The sequence below is a fragment of the Geodermatophilus sp. URMC 62 genome (genome assembly GCF_052931475.1).
The window spans coordinates 141,340-155,940 of record NZ_JBRFHY010000001.1 but is presented as its reverse complement, the minus strand read 5'-3'; the positions used below and the strand labels follow the sequence as shown (position 1 = coordinate 155,940).

At 75.4% G+C, this 14,601-nt stretch carries 16 protein-coding genes; 8 read left to right on the top strand and 8 right to left on the bottom strand.

Annotation, left to right across the window (positions count from 1 at the left end):
• Window positions 1–27 precede the first annotated feature (27 nt).
• Window positions 28–789 (top strand): dihydrodipicolinate synthase family protein, encoded by a 762-nt coding sequence (locus tag ACU616_RS00710; protein ID WP_446756571.1) that lies wholly within the window; start codon window positions 28–30, stop codon window positions 787–789.
• A 6-nt stretch (window positions 790–795) separates the two neighbouring features.
• On the opposite strand, the gene ACU616_RS00705 is transcribed toward ACU616_RS00710, so the two are convergent.
• Window positions 796–2,514: a dihydroxy-acid dehydratase gene (locus ACU616_RS00705; protein WP_446756570.1), complete on the bottom strand. Its 1,719-nt coding sequence runs from the start codon at window positions 2,512–2,514 to the stop codon at window positions 796–798.
• A gap of 9 nt (window positions 2,515–2,523) precedes the next feature.
• On the opposite strand from ACU616_RS00705, the gene ACU616_RS00700 reads away from it, so the two are divergent.
• Both ACU616_RS00700 and ACU616_RS00695 read left to right on the top strand, forming a co-directional pair.
• Window positions 2,524–3,555 carry a zinc-dependent alcohol dehydrogenase gene (locus ACU616_RS00700; protein ID WP_446756569.1) on the top strand — a complete coding sequence of 344 codons (1,032 nt, stop codon included), beginning with the start codon at window positions 2,524–2,526 and terminating at the stop codon, window positions 3,553–3,555.
• Between the two features lie 249 nt (window positions 3,556–3,804).
• Window positions 3,805–6,069 (top strand): glycoside hydrolase family 3 C-terminal domain-containing protein, encoded by a 2,265-nt coding sequence (locus tag ACU616_RS00695; protein ID WP_446756568.1) that lies wholly within the window; start codon window positions 3,805–3,807, stop codon window positions 6,067–6,069.
• A gap of 32 nt (window positions 6,070–6,101) precedes the next feature.
• On the opposite strand, the gene ACU616_RS00690 is transcribed toward ACU616_RS00695, so the two are convergent.
• From ACU616_RS00690 to ACU616_RS00665, 6 genes are read right to left on the bottom strand one after another with little or no spacing between them, the layout of a single operon-like run.
• Window positions 6,102–6,449: a type II toxin-antitoxin system PemK/MazF family toxin gene (locus ACU616_RS00690; protein WP_446756567.1), complete on the bottom strand. Its 348-nt coding sequence runs from the start codon at window positions 6,447–6,449 to the stop codon at window positions 6,102–6,104.
• Window positions 6,436–6,666, bottom strand: coding sequence for a ribbon-helix-helix domain-containing protein (locus ACU616_RS00685; RefSeq protein ID WP_446756566.1), 231 nt, complete (start codon window positions 6,664–6,666; stop codon window positions 6,436–6,438). Before ACU616_RS00685 ends, ACU616_RS00690 begins: the two co-directional genes overlap by 14 nt.
• A gap of 26 nt (window positions 6,667–6,692) precedes the next feature.
• A complete protein-coding gene (locus ACU616_RS00680; protein ID WP_446756565.1) occupies window positions 6,693–6,929 on the bottom strand; it encodes a hypothetical protein in 237 nt (78 codons plus the stop codon).
• A gap of 49 nt (window positions 6,930–6,978) precedes the next feature.
• The gene (locus ACU616_RS00675) at window positions 6,979–7,578 is read right to left on the bottom strand and encodes a hypothetical protein (RefSeq protein ID WP_446756564.1); all 600 of its coding nucleotides are present in this window, start codon (window positions 7,576–7,578) and stop codon (window positions 6,979–6,981) included.
• Window positions 7,579–7,609: 31 nt separating this feature from the next.
• Entirely contained in the window at window positions 7,610–8,443 is an 834-nt protein-coding gene (locus ACU616_RS00670; RefSeq protein ID WP_446756563.1) for an IclR family transcriptional regulator domain-containing protein, read from the bottom strand.
• Window positions 8,444–8,452: 9 nt separating this feature from the next.
• Entirely contained in the window at window positions 8,453–9,946 is a 1,494-nt protein-coding gene (locus ACU616_RS00665) for an amidohydrolase family protein (RefSeq protein WP_446756562.1), read from the bottom strand.
• 198 nt (window positions 9,947–10,144) lie between these two features.
• Here ACU616_RS00665 and ACU616_RS00660 point away from each other — a divergent pair, with 198 nt between their 5' ends.
• The 5 genes from ACU616_RS00660 (at window position 10,145) to ACU616_RS00640 (ending at window position 13,924) form a co-directional block, all read left to right on the top strand.
• Window positions 10,145–11,335 carry a CaiB/BaiF CoA transferase family protein gene (locus ACU616_RS00660; protein ID WP_446756561.1) on the top strand — a complete coding sequence of 397 codons (1,191 nt, stop codon included), beginning with the start codon at window positions 10,145–10,147 and terminating at the stop codon, window positions 11,333–11,335.
• Complete coding sequence (locus ACU616_RS00655) at window positions 11,332–12,171, top strand: citryl-CoA lyase (protein WP_446756560.1); 840 nt, start codon at window positions 11,332–11,334, stop codon at window positions 12,169–12,171. Before ACU616_RS00660 ends, ACU616_RS00655 begins: the two co-directional genes overlap by 4 nt.
• Complete coding sequence (locus ACU616_RS00650) at window positions 12,164–13,042, top strand: DODA-type extradiol aromatic ring-opening family dioxygenase (RefSeq protein WP_446756559.1); 879 nt, start codon at window positions 12,164–12,166, stop codon at window positions 13,040–13,042. The genes ACU616_RS00655 and ACU616_RS00650 overlap by 8 nt, the downstream gene beginning before the upstream one ends.
• A complete protein-coding gene (locus tag ACU616_RS00645; RefSeq protein ID WP_446756558.1) occupies window positions 13,039–13,398 on the top strand; it encodes a hypothetical protein in 360 nt (119 codons plus the stop codon). Before ACU616_RS00650 ends, ACU616_RS00645 begins: the two co-directional genes overlap by 4 nt.
• A gap of 163 nt (window positions 13,399–13,561) precedes the next feature.
• Complete coding sequence (locus ACU616_RS00640; RefSeq protein WP_446761440.1) at window positions 13,562–13,924, top strand: zinc-binding dehydrogenase; 363 nt, start codon at window positions 13,562–13,564, stop codon at window positions 13,922–13,924.
• 15 nt (window positions 13,925–13,939) lie between these two features.
• Here the strand turns inward: ACU616_RS00640 and ACU616_RS00635 are convergent, their stop codons facing one another.
• Window positions 13,940–14,536 carry a helix-turn-helix domain-containing protein gene (locus ACU616_RS00635; protein WP_446756557.1) on the bottom strand — a complete coding sequence of 199 codons (597 nt, stop codon included), beginning with the start codon at window positions 14,534–14,536 and terminating at the stop codon, window positions 13,940–13,942.
• Window positions 14,537–14,601: the final 65 nt, after the last annotated feature.

Below are 14,601 nucleotides of genomic sequence, written 5' to 3'. Positions count from 1 at the left end.
CGGCGTCCGCAGGAGGAGGATGCGGGCATGCCCCTGTTCACCGGCGTCGGCGTCGCCCTGGTCACCCTCTTCCGCGAGGACGGCGCGCTGGACGCGCAGGCCACCGCCGACCTGGCGGCGCAGCTGGTCGGCCTCGGCGTCCGGTGCGTGCTCGTGGCCGGGACGACGGGGGAGGCGGCCGCCCTCACCGCCGAGGAGCGGGACGCGCTCGTCGGCACGGTGCGGGCGGCGCTGCCGGCGGAGGTGCCCGTGCTCGCCGGTACCGGCGCACCCACCGGCCGGCAGGCGGCGGAGCTGACCGAGCGCGCCTCCGCCGCGGGCGCGGACGCCGCCCTGGCGCTCTCCCCGCCCGGGGTCGCCGACCCGCGGCCGTACTACGAGGCGGTCGCGAAGGCGGCTCCCGGGCCGCTGCTGGCGTACCACTTCCCGGGGGCCTCCGCGCCCGGGATCCCCGTCGACCTGCTGCCCGACCTGCCGGTGTCCGGGCTCAAGGACTCCTCGGGCGACGCCGGCCGGCTGCTGCACGAGCGCGACGTCTTCCCCGGCGACCTCTACACGGGGGCGGCGACCCTGGTCGGGCTGAGCGGCGCGATCGGGGCCGCCGGCGCGCTGGTGGCGGCCGCCAACGTCGCTCCCGAGCTGTGCGTCGCGGCCGCCGGCGGCGACGCGGACGCCCAGGTGCGGCTCGCCGCGGTCGACCGCGGCGCGTCCGCCGACTTCCCCGCGGGCTACAAGCGGGCGGCCGCGGCGCGCTTCGGCACGTCGACGGTCACCCGGGTGGGCACCTGACCGCGGTCAGTGGGACTCGCGGCTGACCGCCGATCCGCTGGAGCCGACGAGGAAGTCGAGGTCCGCGCCGGTGTCGGCCTGCAGCACGTGGTCGACGTAGAGCCGCTCCCAGCCGCGCCGCGGGGCGGCGAAGCCGGCGACGGTGGCCTCGCTCGGCGGGCGGGCGGCCAGCTCGCCGTCCGGGACCTCGACGTCGATCCGCCGGGCGGCGACGTCGAGCGCGACGACGTCGCCGGTGCGCACCCGGGCCAGCGGGCCGCCGGCGGCCGCCTCCGGTGCCACGTGCAGGACGACGGTGCCGTACGCGGTGCCGCTCATCCGGCCGTCGCAGACCCGCACCATGTCGCGCACGCCCTGCTCGAGCAGCTTCCTCGGCAGCGGCATGTTGGAGACCTCGGGCATGCCGGGGTAGCCCTTCGGGCCGCAGCCGCGCAGGACCAGCACGGAGTCGGCGTCGACGTCGAGGTCGGGGTCGTCGATGCGGGCGGAGAAGTCCTCGATGGAGTCGAAGACGACGGCCGGCCCGCGGTGGCGCATCAGGTGCGGCGATGCCGCGGCCGGCTTGACCACCGCACCGGACGGCGCCAGGTTCCCGCGCAGGACGGCGATGCCGCCGTGCTCGACCAGGGGCTCCCCGCGCGGCCGGATGACCTGCGGGTCCCAGATCGGGGCGTCGTCGAGGGCGTCGACCAGCGGCGCGCCGGTGACGGTGAGCGCGGTCGGGTCGAGCAGGTCGCGGACCTGGCCCAGCACGGCGAGCAGGCCACCGGCGCGGTGGAGGTCCTCCATGAGGAACCGCCCCGCCGGGAGCAGGTCGACGAGCACCGGCACACCCGAGCCGATCCGGTCGAAGTCGTCCAGCGTCAGGTCGATCCCCAGCCGGCCGGCGACGGCCAGCAGGTGGACGACGGCGTTCGTCGACCCGCCGACGGCGGCCAGCGCCACGATCGCGTTGGCGAAGGACGCCCGGGTGAGGATCGTCGAGGGCCGGCGGTCGGCGGCCACCATCTCCACCACCAGCCGGCCGGTCCCGTGCGCGGCCTCCAGCAGGCGGCTGTCCGCGGCGGGGGTGCCGGCGACCCCGGGGACGACGGTGCCCAGCGCCTCGGCGACGATCGCCATGGTCGAGGCGGTGCCCATCGTGTTGCAGTGCCCGCGGCTGCGGATCATCGCCGACTCCGAGCGGGCGAACTCCTCGGCCGACAGGGTGCCGGCGCGGACCTCCTCCGACAGCCGGAAGACGTCGGTGCCGCAGCCCAGGGGCACCCCGCGGAAGGTGCCGGTCAGCATCGGGCCGCCGGGGACGACGACGGCGGGCAGGTCGACCGAGGCGGCGGCCATGAGCAGCGACGGGATGGTCTTGTCGCACCCGCCGAGCAGCACCAGCCCGTCGACCGGGTTGGCCCGGAAGGCCTCCTCCATCTGCATCGCGGCCAGGTTGCGCCAGAGCATCGCCGTCGGCCGGACCTGCGTCTCGCCCAGGCCGAACACCGGCAGCTCCAGCGGGGTGCCGCCGGCGGCGTGGACGCCGTCGCGGACCGCGGCCGCGACCTCGGAGAGGTGGCGGTTGCACGGCACGAGGTCGGAGGCGGTGTTCGCGATGGTGATCTGCGGGCGGCCGAACGCGTCGTCCGGGAGGCCGCGGCGCATCCAGGCGCGGTGGATGTAGGCGTTGCGGACGTCCCCGGAGTACCAGGCCGCGCTGCGCAGGGTCACGCCCGCCATCCTGGCGCTGTGTCGAGGACGATGCGCGCGGTCGTGCTCTCCGGGCCGGGGCGGTGCGCGGTGGAGGAGGTGCCCGTCCCGGTCGCCGCCGCCGGGGAGGTCGTCGTCTCCGTCGAGCGGGTCGGCGTCTGCGGCACCGACGTCGAGCTGTTCACCGGGCAGCTCGCCTACCTGCAGACCGGGCACTCCTCCTACCCGCTGCGGCCGGGACACGAGTGGTGCGGCCGGGTCACCGCGGTGGGCGACGGCGTCGACCGCGGCTGGCTCGGCCGGCGCGTCACGGGCGACACGATGCTCGGCGACGGGGTCTGCCGGCGGTGCCGGCGCGGGCAGCAGCACGTGTGCGAGGACCGGCAGGAGGTCGGCATCCGGGGCGGGCGGCACGGCGCCCTGGCCGAGCAGCTCGCCGTCCCGGTGGGGTCGCTGCACGCGCTGCCCGACTCCGTCGACGCGGTGCTCGGCGCGCTCGTCGAGCCCAGCGGCAACGCCTGGCGGGCGGCGCGGGCGGCCGGGGCCGGCGCCGGTGACCGCGCACTCGTGATCGGGCCCGGCACGATCGGCCTGCTGACGGCGGTGTTCCTCCGGGCGGCCGGCGCCGAGGTGCACCTGCTCGGCGTGACCACCCCCTCGCTGGCCTTCGCCCGCGGTCTCGGCTTCGCCGACGCCTGGACCCGCGAGACCCTGCCGGACCTGCCGTTCGACGCCGTCGTCGACGCCTCGACCGCCCCCGGGTCCCCGGCGCTGGCCGTGGACCTGGTGGAGCCCGCCGGCAACGTGGTCTGCATCGGCATCGCCGGCACGCCGAGCACGGTCGACACCCGGACGCTGCTGCTCAAGGACGTCACGGTGGTGGGCATCCTGTCGGCGTCCCCGGGGCTGGCCCCCACGATGGCCTCCTACGGGGCCGGGACGGTCGACCCGCGGCCGCTCGTCGCCGCCACCGTCGGTCTCGGGCAGGTCGGCGCGGTGCTCGCCGGCGGGCGCCCGGAGGGCAGCGGCGCCGGGCCCAAGGTCCACGTCGACCCGCGGCTGCCCGGCTGAGGGGAGCAGCCCCGGTGCAGCTCCCCTCGGGTGGACCGCCACCCGGCGCAGCCCGGCCGGTCCGGCGAGCCCTGGTGCGCTCGTCGGCGTGCGCCGGCGCCGACGCGGCCGGGGCGGCCGCCCTGTCCGCCCGGCCTCACCGCAGCGCGTCCTCCCTCACCGCAGCACGTCCTCCCTCACCGTGCGCGGTCGGGGAGGACGCGCTGGGATCAGGTGACCTGATCGTCGCCCGCGGCCCCAGGAGCTCCCGTGACCGACCACCCCGACCTCCAGGGCCTTCCTCTCGAGACCAGGGCCGTGCTGCTGTCCGGCCAGGACTTCTGGTCCACCCCGCCGGTCGAGGAGGCCGGCCTGCCGTCGGTGGTGCTCACCGACGGGCCGCACGGGGTCCGCCGTCAGGAGGGCGACTTCGGCGGCCTGGGCATCACCCGCAACGTCCCGGCGACCTGCTTCCCCCCGGCGGTCGCCGTGGGCAACAGCTGGGACCCCGCGGTGGCCGAGCGGATCGGGGCGGCGATCGGCCGCGAGGCCCGCGCCCTGGGCGTGCACGTCGTCCTCGGGCCGGGCGTGAACATCAAGCGCTCGCCGCTGGGCGGGCGGAACTTCGAGTACTACTCCGAGGACCCGCTGCTGTCGGGGGTCCTCGGGGCGGCGCACGTGCGCGGCCAGCAGGCGCAGGGCGCCGGCGCCTCGGTCAAGCACTTCGCGGCGAACAACCAGGAGACCGAGCGCATGCGCGTCAGCGCCGAGGTCGACGAGCGGACGCTGCGCGAGGTCTACCTGCCGGCCTTCGAGCGGGTGGTCACCGAGGCGGCGCCGGCCACGGTCATGTGCGCCTACAACAAGGTCAACGGCGTCTACGCCAGCCAGAACCGCTGGCTGCTCACCGAGGTGCTGCGGGAGCAGTGGGGGTTCGCGGGCGTCGTCGTCTCCGACTGGGGCGCCGTCGACGACCGGGTCGCGGCCCTGGCCGCCGGGCTGGACCTGCAGATGCCCGGCGACTCCGGCGCCGGCAACCGCCGGGTGGTGGAGGCGGTGCGCGCCGGGGAGCTCGACGAGGCGTTCGTCGACGCGAGCGCCGCCCGGGTGGCCGCCCTGGCCCGCTACGTCCGGCCGGCCACGGACGGGTCCGGCGCCGGGTCCGACGCCGGGTTCGACGCCGAGGGCCACCACGCCCTGGCCCGGGAGCTGGCCGCCGAGTGCGCGGTGCTGCTGCGCAACGAGCGCGGCACGCTGCCGCTGGCGCCGGGCACCCGGGTCGCCGTCGTCGGCGAGTTCGCCCGCACGCCACGCTTCCAGGGCGGCGGCAGCTCCAACGTCCACGCCACCCGGGTCGAGGCGGCCCTGGACGCGGTTCGCGCGCTGGCCGGCGGCGACGTCCCCTTCGCCGCCGGTTTCACCCTGGACGGCTCCGGCGACGCCGCGGCGCTGCGGGACGAGGCGGTCGCCCTGGCCCGCGACGCGGAGGTCGCGGTCGTCTTCGTCGGCCTGGGGGACGCCGAGGAGTCCGAGGGCTTCGACCGCACCACCATCGACCTCCCCACCGCGCAGGTCGACCTGGTCCGCGCCGTGGCCGCCGCGGTGCCGCGGACGGTCGTCGTCCTCTCCCACGGCGGGGTCGTCTCGCTGGAGGGCTGGCACGACGACGTCGACGCGGTCCTGGACGGCGCACTGCTCGGCCAGGCCGGCGGCGGCGCGCTGGCCGACCTGCTCTACGGCGTCGCCAACCCCTCCGGTCGCCTGGCCGAGACGGTGCCGCTGCGCCTGGAGGACTCCCCGAGCTCCCTGTCCTTCCCCGGCGAGCAGGGCCGGGTCGTCTACGGCGAGGGGGTGCTGGTCGGCTACCGCGGGCTGGTCACGCAGGGCCGGCCGGTGCGCTACCCGTTCGGGCACGGGCTCTCCTACACCACCTTCGCCACGGCGGACCTGCGCGTCGAGGTCACCGGCCGCGACACGGCCACCGTCTCGGTCACGGTGGGCAACACCGGCGACCGGGCCGGGCGGCACGTCGTCCAGGTGTACGTGTCGACGACGGCCGGCCCGGTGCGCCGCCCGCTGCGAGAGCTGCGCGCGTTCACCAAGGTCGCACTGGCGCCGGGGGAGAGCCGCGAGGTGACCCTCGCCCTGCACCGGCGGGCGTTCGCTTACTGGGACGTCGTCGAGGCCGGCTGGGTGGTCGCGGCCGGTGAGTACGCGGTGCAGGTCTGCGCCGACGCCGGGACCGTCCTCGCCGAACGGCGGGTGACCCTCGCCGGCGACGACCTGGTGCGGGTGCTGACGCTCGAGTCGTCGGTCGCCGAGTGGTTCGCCCACCCGGCCGCCGGGCCGGCACTGGTCGAGGCGCTGACCGCCGCCCTGCCCGCCGACGCCGCCTCACCCGACGAGCAGGCGGTGATGCTGCAGATGGTCGGCTCGATGCCGATGCGCCGCTTCGCCGCCGACTTCGGCGCCGCGCTGCCGGCCGACCTGCTCGACCGCCTGGTCGCCGAGACGGCCGCCGCCCGCGCCGGGTGACGTGCACGGCAGCGGAGGTGCGCCGCCGGCCCTCAGAGCTGCAGGTGCAGGCGCAGCGCGTCGTCGAGCGCGGTCATCGTGCCGGCGGGGACACGACCGAGCACGGGGCCGACCCGCTCGACCGCGACGGCACGGACCTGCTCGGCCTGGGCCTTGCTGTCGACCCTCAGCCCGGTCTCGCCGGCCGGCAGCAGCACCTGGAAGGGGAACACCCGGGTCGTGGTGCTGGTGACCGGCACCACGGTCACCACTCCTCGCCCGACGCGCGCGGCCGTGGCGTTGGCCCGGTCGTTGCTCACCACGACGGCGGGACGGCGCTTGCCCGCCTCGCTGCCGCGGATGGGGTCCAGGTCGACCAGGCGGATCTCACCGCGGAGCATCGTCGAGGCCGTCGGCCGTCGTGCCCTCCCACTCGGCCTCCTGGCCCGCGGTGCGCCACTCGTCCCAGGCCGCGGCGTAGTCGTCCTCCAGGTCCGGGTGACGGAGCAGACGGACGGCTCGCTGCACCGCCGCCGACCGTGAGGGCAGCCCCGCCTCCCGCGCGTAGGCATCGAGGAGTGCGACGTCCTCCTCGGGCAGGCTGATGCTCAGCTTCACACCACGATGCTACCGCGGTGGGAAGCTCAGGTGCGCCGATCAGCCTGACCGAGGACGCCGGTGGCCCAGGAGCCGAGGTCGACGATGGTCGGCAGCGCCGTCGACACGATCGTCTGGTCCAGGCTCGACATGAGCATGCCGGCGAGCAGGGCGCCGAAGATGACGTTGACCCGCCGCCGGGTGAGGACTCCTGCAGCCTCTGCGAGCGTGCACGACGTGCACGGCGCGTCGCGGTCGCCTCGCAGCGGTACGTCCTCCCGCACCGCAGCGCGTCCTCCCTCACGGTGGGCGGTGAGGGAGGACGCGCCATGATCAGGTCACCTGATCATCGCCGCTCACCCCTCGGTCGCGGGTGCGTTGCTCCTCGATGGCCCGGAGCACCGTCGTGCGGCCCTTCCCGAGCTCGCGCTCGGCCTGCTCGGCGCGGTCGAGCTGCGAGTCGCCGTGCATCCTCCCGACCCGCGCGCGGGCCTCGGTGGCCTTCACGTCGACCAGTTCGGCGGCCTTGCGGGCCTCCTTGGCCGCGTCGGTGTTGGCCACGTGCTGCTCGTCGGAGCCGCGCTTGCGGGTGTCGGTGGCCCGCTTCTCCTCGTCGGAGAGCAGCTCCCACGCCGCGTCGGGCAGGTACCGCTTGGTCCCGTCGGCGCCGCGGGCGCGGTCGCCGCCCTCGGCGGTGCGCCAGTCCTGGTCGGTCCACTCCTGCAGGTGCTGCTGGCTCTCGGTGCGCTCGCCCTCGTGCCGGTAGCCGCCGCCCTGCGCCTCGTACTCGTGGGTGAGCAGCTGGCTCTTGCGCGCGCTCCACTGGCCGGGCCGGCCACCCCGGTCCCCGGCCTTGATCTCCTCCTTGAGCCGCTCGCGCAGCTCGGGGTCCGTGTAGTCCCTGGCGTAGTCCTCCGCCGACTTCCCGCTCATGGCGGCCGTGGGTACCCGGTCCGGCCGCGCCTCACCCGGCCGTGCGCGAGACGGCGGGGTGCGACCGGCCGACCTCGACGTGCGGCCGCGACTGCCACCGCGTCCAGTCGGCGCTGATCTCCCCGGCGGTGCGCAGCAGGAGGGGGAGGTGCTCCTCGAGCAGTCGCTCCCGGGAGGTCTCCGCGGCGTGCACGGTGACGTTGGCGGCCGCCCGGACCGCGCCCGTCCCGTCCCGCACCGGGACGGCGACCGACCGGACGCCCGGCGCCAGCTCCTCGTCGGCCAGCGCCCAGCCCCGGGCGCGGACCTCGGTGAGCTCGTCGCGCAGCTGCTCGGGCGTGCGCCCGGTGAAGGGCGGCAGTCCTGAGCGGCTGGGCTCGGCGAGGGTGGCGGCGAGCTCGTCGGCCGGCAGCGCGGCGAGCAGCACCTTGCCCTGGGACGTCTGCGCCGCGGGGAAGCGGGTGCCGATCTCGACGCGCAGCGCGATGAGCTTGGGCACCGACACGCGGGCGACGTAGACGATGTCGGAGCCGTCGAGCTGGGCCATCGACGAGGACTCCCCGGTGCGGGCGACCAGCGCCTCCAGGTGCGGCCGGGCGACGTCCCACAGGCCCAGCGCCCCGACGTGGGCCATGCCCAGGGAGAGCACCCGCGGGGTCAGCGAGAACACCCCTCCGGCCGAGCGGACGTAGCCCAGCTCCTCGAGGGTGAGCAGCAGTCGCCGCGCGGTCGGCCGGGCCAGGCCGGCCGCCGCGGCGACCTCGCTCAGGGTCATGCCCGGGCGGTCGGCGCCGAAGCAGGTCAGGACGTCGAGGCCGCGGGCCAGCGCCTCGACGAAGTCCGGTCCCTTCCCGCGTCCGGCCACGACCGCTCCTCAGCGTTCCCCGGCCAGGTGGCGCTCGAAGGCCTCCTCACGGGCGGCGTGCGTGGACTGCGAGCGGTAGTCGGTGTACTGGTACGGGTTGTCCAGGACCTCCGTGGACGGCAGCTCCGGGTCCATCCCCGACTCCCAGACCTCCTCGCCCATGTCGGCGCGCAGGTGCTCGACCGTGGCCTCCACCTCGCGCCGGACCGCGGCGAGGTCGACGCCGACCAACCGGTGGTCGGACTTCACGACCCGGCCGTCGACGAGCACGGTGTGCACGTCGCCGCGCTGGGCCTGGAAGGCGATGTGGCCGTAGGGGTTGAGCAGTGGGAAGGACACCGGCGAGGCGTCGTTCTTGACGAGCACGACGTCGGCCTTGGCGCCCGGCACGAGGCGGCCGAGGTCGTCGCGGCCCAGCGCCGTCGCCCCGCCGCGGGTGGCCCACGCGACGACGTGCTGGGCGCGCAGCGCCAGCTGGGTGACCGTCTCGCCCTTGAGGTGGGCCTCGAAGTGCTCGCGCGAGCGGTCGGCGCCCAGCGTCGTGCGCATCGCGGAGAACAGGTCGCCGCTCCACCACACGCTGGTGTCCATCGACAGCGACACCGGGATCCCGTGGGCGCGCACCTGCCAGGTGGGCGGGTAGCCCTGCCCGGCGCTCTGCTCGGACTCCGTCGACACCGAGATCGACCCGCCGGTGGCGGCGATGCGGTGGTAGCTGTCCGGCGAGAGGGACGCGGCGTGCACGTAGACGGTCTCCGGCGTGGCGAAGCCGTGCTCGTGCATGAGCCGGATGCCGTCGTCGTTGGTCGCGCCCCACACGCCGGCGTGCGTGGTCACCGGCAGGCCGAGCTCACGGGCCACCTCGAAGGCCGCCTTCTCGGGGAAGGCCGGGTCGCCGGTGACGTCGAAGGCGAGCTGGAGGTCGAGCAGGTCGCCGGCGCCGGTGCGGCGGCGCTCGAGGAAGGCCCGCACGTCCCGGTCGGCGGTCCACTCCCACGGCGCGGCCTGGATGTTGCCGTAGGCGAGCACGTACCGGCCGGGCACCGACTGCAGCGCGTCGACGGCGGCCTCGGCGTGGTCGACCGTCTGCAGCCCGTGCGACCAGTCGACGACGGTGGTGACGCCGGAGTCCAGCGCCTCGACGGCGGCCAGCCGGTTGCCCGCGGCGACGTCCTCGGGGCGGAAGCGGCGGCCGTGCTCGAGGTAGTACCAGACGAAGTACTGGGTCAGCGTCCAGTCGGCGCCGTAGCCGCGCATGGCCGTCTGCCACATGTGCCGGTGGGTGTCGATCATCCCCGGCATCACGATCCCGTCGGTGGCGTCGACCTCCTGCGTGCCCCCGGGCACCTCGAGCGACGTCCCCACGGCCGCGACCCGGTCGCCGACGACGAGCACGTCGGCCGCGGGCAGGACGGTGCCGGCGTCGTCCATGGTCAGCACCGTCCCGCCGCGCAGGACGACGGGGCGCCCGGCCTGCGGGGCCGGGGACGCGGGCTCGGTCATGGGCTCTCCTCGGACGTCGGCAGCGAGTCCGGACGACTGTCCGTAGGACGGACAACCGGGCGGACGGCGTCACCCTGCTCGTGACCTGCGACACCTGTCAAGCCGCCCGCGGTGCAGTTGACAGCGCAGGAGGACCGTGCCGAGGATCGGCGCCGGCGCGGACGGGTGTCCGCGTCGACCCGACGGTGAGGAGCGGCGATGACGTCAGGACCGGTCGGAGCCGGTGCCCCGCCGCCCCGGGGACCGCTCGCGGGCCTGCTCGTCGCCGACTTCTCGCGGATCCTGGCCGGCCCCTACGCCACGATGCTGCTGGCCGACCTCGGCGCCGAGGTGGTCAAGGTCGAGGGCCCCGGCGGGGACGACACCCGCACCTGGCAACCCCCGGTCCGGGACGGCGTCTCCACCTACTACCTGGGCGTCAACCGCAACAAGCGGTCGGTCGCCCTGGACCTCGAGGACGACGCCGACCTGGCCGCCGCACGGGAGCTGGCCCGCCGCGCCGACGTGCTGGTGGAGAACTTCAAGCCCGGCGGGCTGGCCCGCTTCGGCCTGGACCACGCGAGCGTGGCGGCCACCAACCCGGGCATCGTCTACGCCTCGATCAGCGGGTTCGGCAGCGGCCCCGGTGGGCGGTCGCTGCCCGGCTACGACCTCATCGTGCAGGCCATCTCCGGGCTGATGAGCCTCACCGGCGACCCGGGCGGCGACCCGTACCGCGCCGGCGTGGCCGTCTTCGACGTGATGGCCGGCCTGCACGCCACCATCGGCGTCCTGTCGGCGCTCAACCTGCGGCACCGGACCGGCCGTGGGCAGCACGTCGAGGTCAACCTGCTCTCCAGCGCCCTGTCGGGCATGGTGAACCAGACGTCGGCGTACGTGGCCGGCGACGTCGTCCCGTTCCGGATGGGCAACAGCCACCCCAGCCTGTTCCCCTACGAGCCGCTGCCCTGCGCCGACGGCGACCTGATCGTCACGGCGGGCAACGACGGCCAGTTCGGCAGGCTGTGCGAGGTGCTCGGTGTCCCGGAGCTGGCGCAGGACCCGCGGTTCCTGCGCAACGAGGACCGCACGGCCAACCGCGCGGAGCTGCGCCCGCTGCTGGTCGAGCGGCTGGGCACCCGCTCCAAGATGGACTGGTTCCGGGAGATCATCGCCGCCGGCGTCCCCTGCGGGCCGATCAACACCGTCGACCAGGGCGTGGCCTTCGCCGAGGAGGTCGGCCTCGACCCCGTCGTCACCGCGGGGGAGGACGGCGCGGGGATCCCCTCGATCCGCAACCCGATCCGCTTCTCCGACACCGCGGTCGACTACCGGCTCCCGCCGCCGGCGCTCGACGAGCACGGCGAGGAGATCCGCCGCTGGCTGACCGACGGGGAGGGGACCCCATGACGTCCGGGAACGGCTACCCCACGGCGCTCGGCGCCTCCAGCCGGGAGTCGATCACCCTGCTCGGCACCGACCTCGCCCGCGACGTCATGGGCAGCGTCGGCTTCGGCGAGCTGGCGTTCTGGCTGGCCACCCAGCGCCGGCCGACACCGGGGGAGACCCGCGTGTTCGAGGCGGTGCTGGCCGCGCTGGCCGACCACGGCTTCACCCCGACCGCGATCGTCACCCGGCTGACGTACCTGTCCGCGCCGGACTCGGTGCAGGGTGCGCTGGCCGCCGGCCTGCTCGGCGGCGGCTCGCGGTTCCTCGGCGTCACCGAGGACTGCGGCCGGTTCCTGCACGACGTCCTCGCCTCCGCCGACGCCCTCCCCACCGACGACGCCGGCTGGGACGCCCTCGCCCTGGAGACGGTCACCGCGCAGCGCGCCGCCGGCCGGTTCGTGCCGGGGCTGGGCCACCACGTGCACAAGGACGGCGACCCGCGCACCCCGCGGCTGTTCCAGATCGCCGCCGAGGAGGGGCTCACCGGCCCGCACCTGGCGCTGTTCGCCGCGATCGGCCGCGTGCACCCGCAGGTGCTCGGGAGGGCGCTGCCGCTCAACGGCGCCGGCGTGTGCGGGGCGGCGCTGGCCGACCTCGGCCTGCCGCTGCAGCTACTGCGCGGGTTCGCGCTGCTCGCCCGCACCGCCGGGCTGATCGGCCAGCTCGCCGAGGAGATCCGCCATCCCGTGGCCAACGACGTCTTCCTGTCGGTGGACCTGGACAACCGGTCCGTCGCCCCCGACCCGTACGTGCCCGACCCCCTGCCCGACGAGACCACCGGAGGTCGTCATGGCTGAGCTGGCCGCGGTCATCGCGTCCACCCACCACCCGTTCTACTACCGGGCGAGCACGTCGACGGGCGCGGACCGCCCGCCGTTCGCCGACGAGTGGGTGGCCAAGATCGAGCGGTTCCGGGAGACGCTGACCCGCGCCGAGCCCGACGTGCTGGTGATGGTCGGCAGCGACCACTTCCACCAGCTGTGGCTGGACAACATGCCGCAGTTCCTGGTGGGCAAGGCGCCGTTCTTCGACGCCAACTTCTACAACGAGGAGCGCGAGTTCGGCCTGCCGCGGATGACCCTGCGCGGCGAGGAGGACCTGGCCGCGCACCTGCTGCGCGACGGCCTGGACCGCGACTTCGACCTGGCCTTCAGCAACGAGCTGCGGATCGACCACAGCATCACGTGCCCGATCATCACGCTGCGCCCGCAGGCCGACCTGCCGATCGTGCCCGTCTACACCAACATCTTCGCCCCGCCGCTGCCCCAGCCCCGGCGCTTCGTGGCCCTCGGCAGGGCCATCCGGGAGATGGTCGAGTCCTGGCAGTCCGACAAGCGGGTGGCCGTCATCGGCACCGGCCACCTGTCGCTGGAGCTGGGCGGCCCGCGGCAGTTCGGCGAGCACGGCCCCGACCCCGAGTTCGACCGCAGGGCCGTGGAGTGGATCGCCTCCGGTGACGTCGAGGGCTGCCTGGCCGAGGTGTCGCTGGACTCCCTGCACGCCCCGGGCAACGCCACCCACGGGTTCATGGACTTCATGCTGATGATGGGCGTCGCCGGGGAGGGCGCGAAGGCCGACCACGTGGACACCCTCGACCTGTTCCACACGATGGAGGCCTACTTCACCTGGTACCCGAACGGCGTCCCCGGAGAGGTGGTCCCGGCGTGAGCAAGTACCTGCTGGACAAGTTCCTCTACACCGTCGACCGCGACCCCGAGCTCGTCGAGCGCTACCGCGAGGACCCCGCCGGCACCGTGGCGTGGTGGGAGGCCGAGATGGCCAACCGCGTCCTCAACTGCACCCCGGCCGAGCGGAGCACCTGGCTGGAGTTCACCGAGGACGAGCGCCGCGCCCTGCGCGAGCACGACCACGTGACGCTGTTCCGGATGGGCGCCCACCCGTTCCTCACGCTCACGCTGTTCATCGCCATGTTCGAGCGCGACCACGGCCCGCTGGAGTACCAGAAGGCCTACGGGAAGGCGATGGAGCACATCTCGCTGCCGTACCCCGACATCAGCACCTGACGTGCGTGCCGCGGTCGTCCGCCGCGCCGGCACGGTCCCCGAGCACACCGAGCACCCCGACCCGGAGGGGGACCCGGCCGCAGCCTGGTCCGGGTGACCGCCGCGCCGGTCGTGCCGCTGGGCCTGCTCTGCCGACGGCGACGCCGACACGCTCACCGCCCGGCTGCGCGAGGCGACCGGCGGCTCGGTGGACGTCGTCGTCGACCCGGTCTTCGGGACGGCGTCGACCGCGGCCGTGCGGGTGCTCGCCGACGGCGGCCGGCTGGTCGACCTCGGGAGCGCCTCCGGCGACGAGGCGACGTTCTCCTCCGCCGTCCTGCGCAGCCGCTCGGCGGAGGTGCTCGGCTACACCGACGACGCGCCCTCGCCCGACCGGCGCCGCGCGGCCCTCGACGCCGTCCTCGGGTCGGCCGCCGCCGGGTGGATCGGCGTCGCCCACCGGACGCTGCCCCCGGCCGAGGTGGCCGGCGCGTGGCGGCAGCAGGCGTCGGGGGAGGCCGGCGTCCGGCTGGTCCTCGTCCCCTAGCGCGCGCCGGTCGGGCTAGGTGCTGCGGGGGGCGGCGCGGACGTGCATCCGCTCGCCCTGCGGGCCGTAGAGGGCCAGCAACTCGGCCGGCCGGTCGTCGGGGTTGCCCATCCAGTGCGGCACGTGGGTGTCGAACTCGGCCACCTCGCCCGCGGTGAGGACGACGTCGGTGTCCCCGAGCAGCAGCCGCAGCCGCCCGGAGAGGACGTAGAGCCACTCGTAGCCCTCGTGCGACTTCAGCTCCCTCGGCTCCCTGCCCCAGTGCGGCGGCAGCACCTGCTTGTAGGCCTGCAGCCCGCCGGGGCGCCGGGTGAGCGGGATGAACGTCGCGCCGTGCCGGGTGATCGGCCGCAGCCGGACCCGGGGGTCGCCGGTCTCGGGGGCGTCGACCAGCTCGTCGAGCGGCACCTGGTGGGCGCGGGCCAGCGGCAGCAGGAGCTCGAGGGTCGGCCGGCGCTGCCCCGACTCCAGCCGCGAGAGCGTCGAGACCGAGATGCCGGTGTCCTCGGCGAGCTGGGTCAGCGTCGCCCCGCGGCGGCGGCGCAGCTCCCGCAGCCGGGGACCGACCGCGGTCAGGACGTCGTCGAGGTCGGGGGCGTCGTCGCGGGCCATGCCGACCATTTTGCCGTTCCGGCAATGGAGATTGTCAAGACGGCACGGGCGGGTGCACCGTGTCC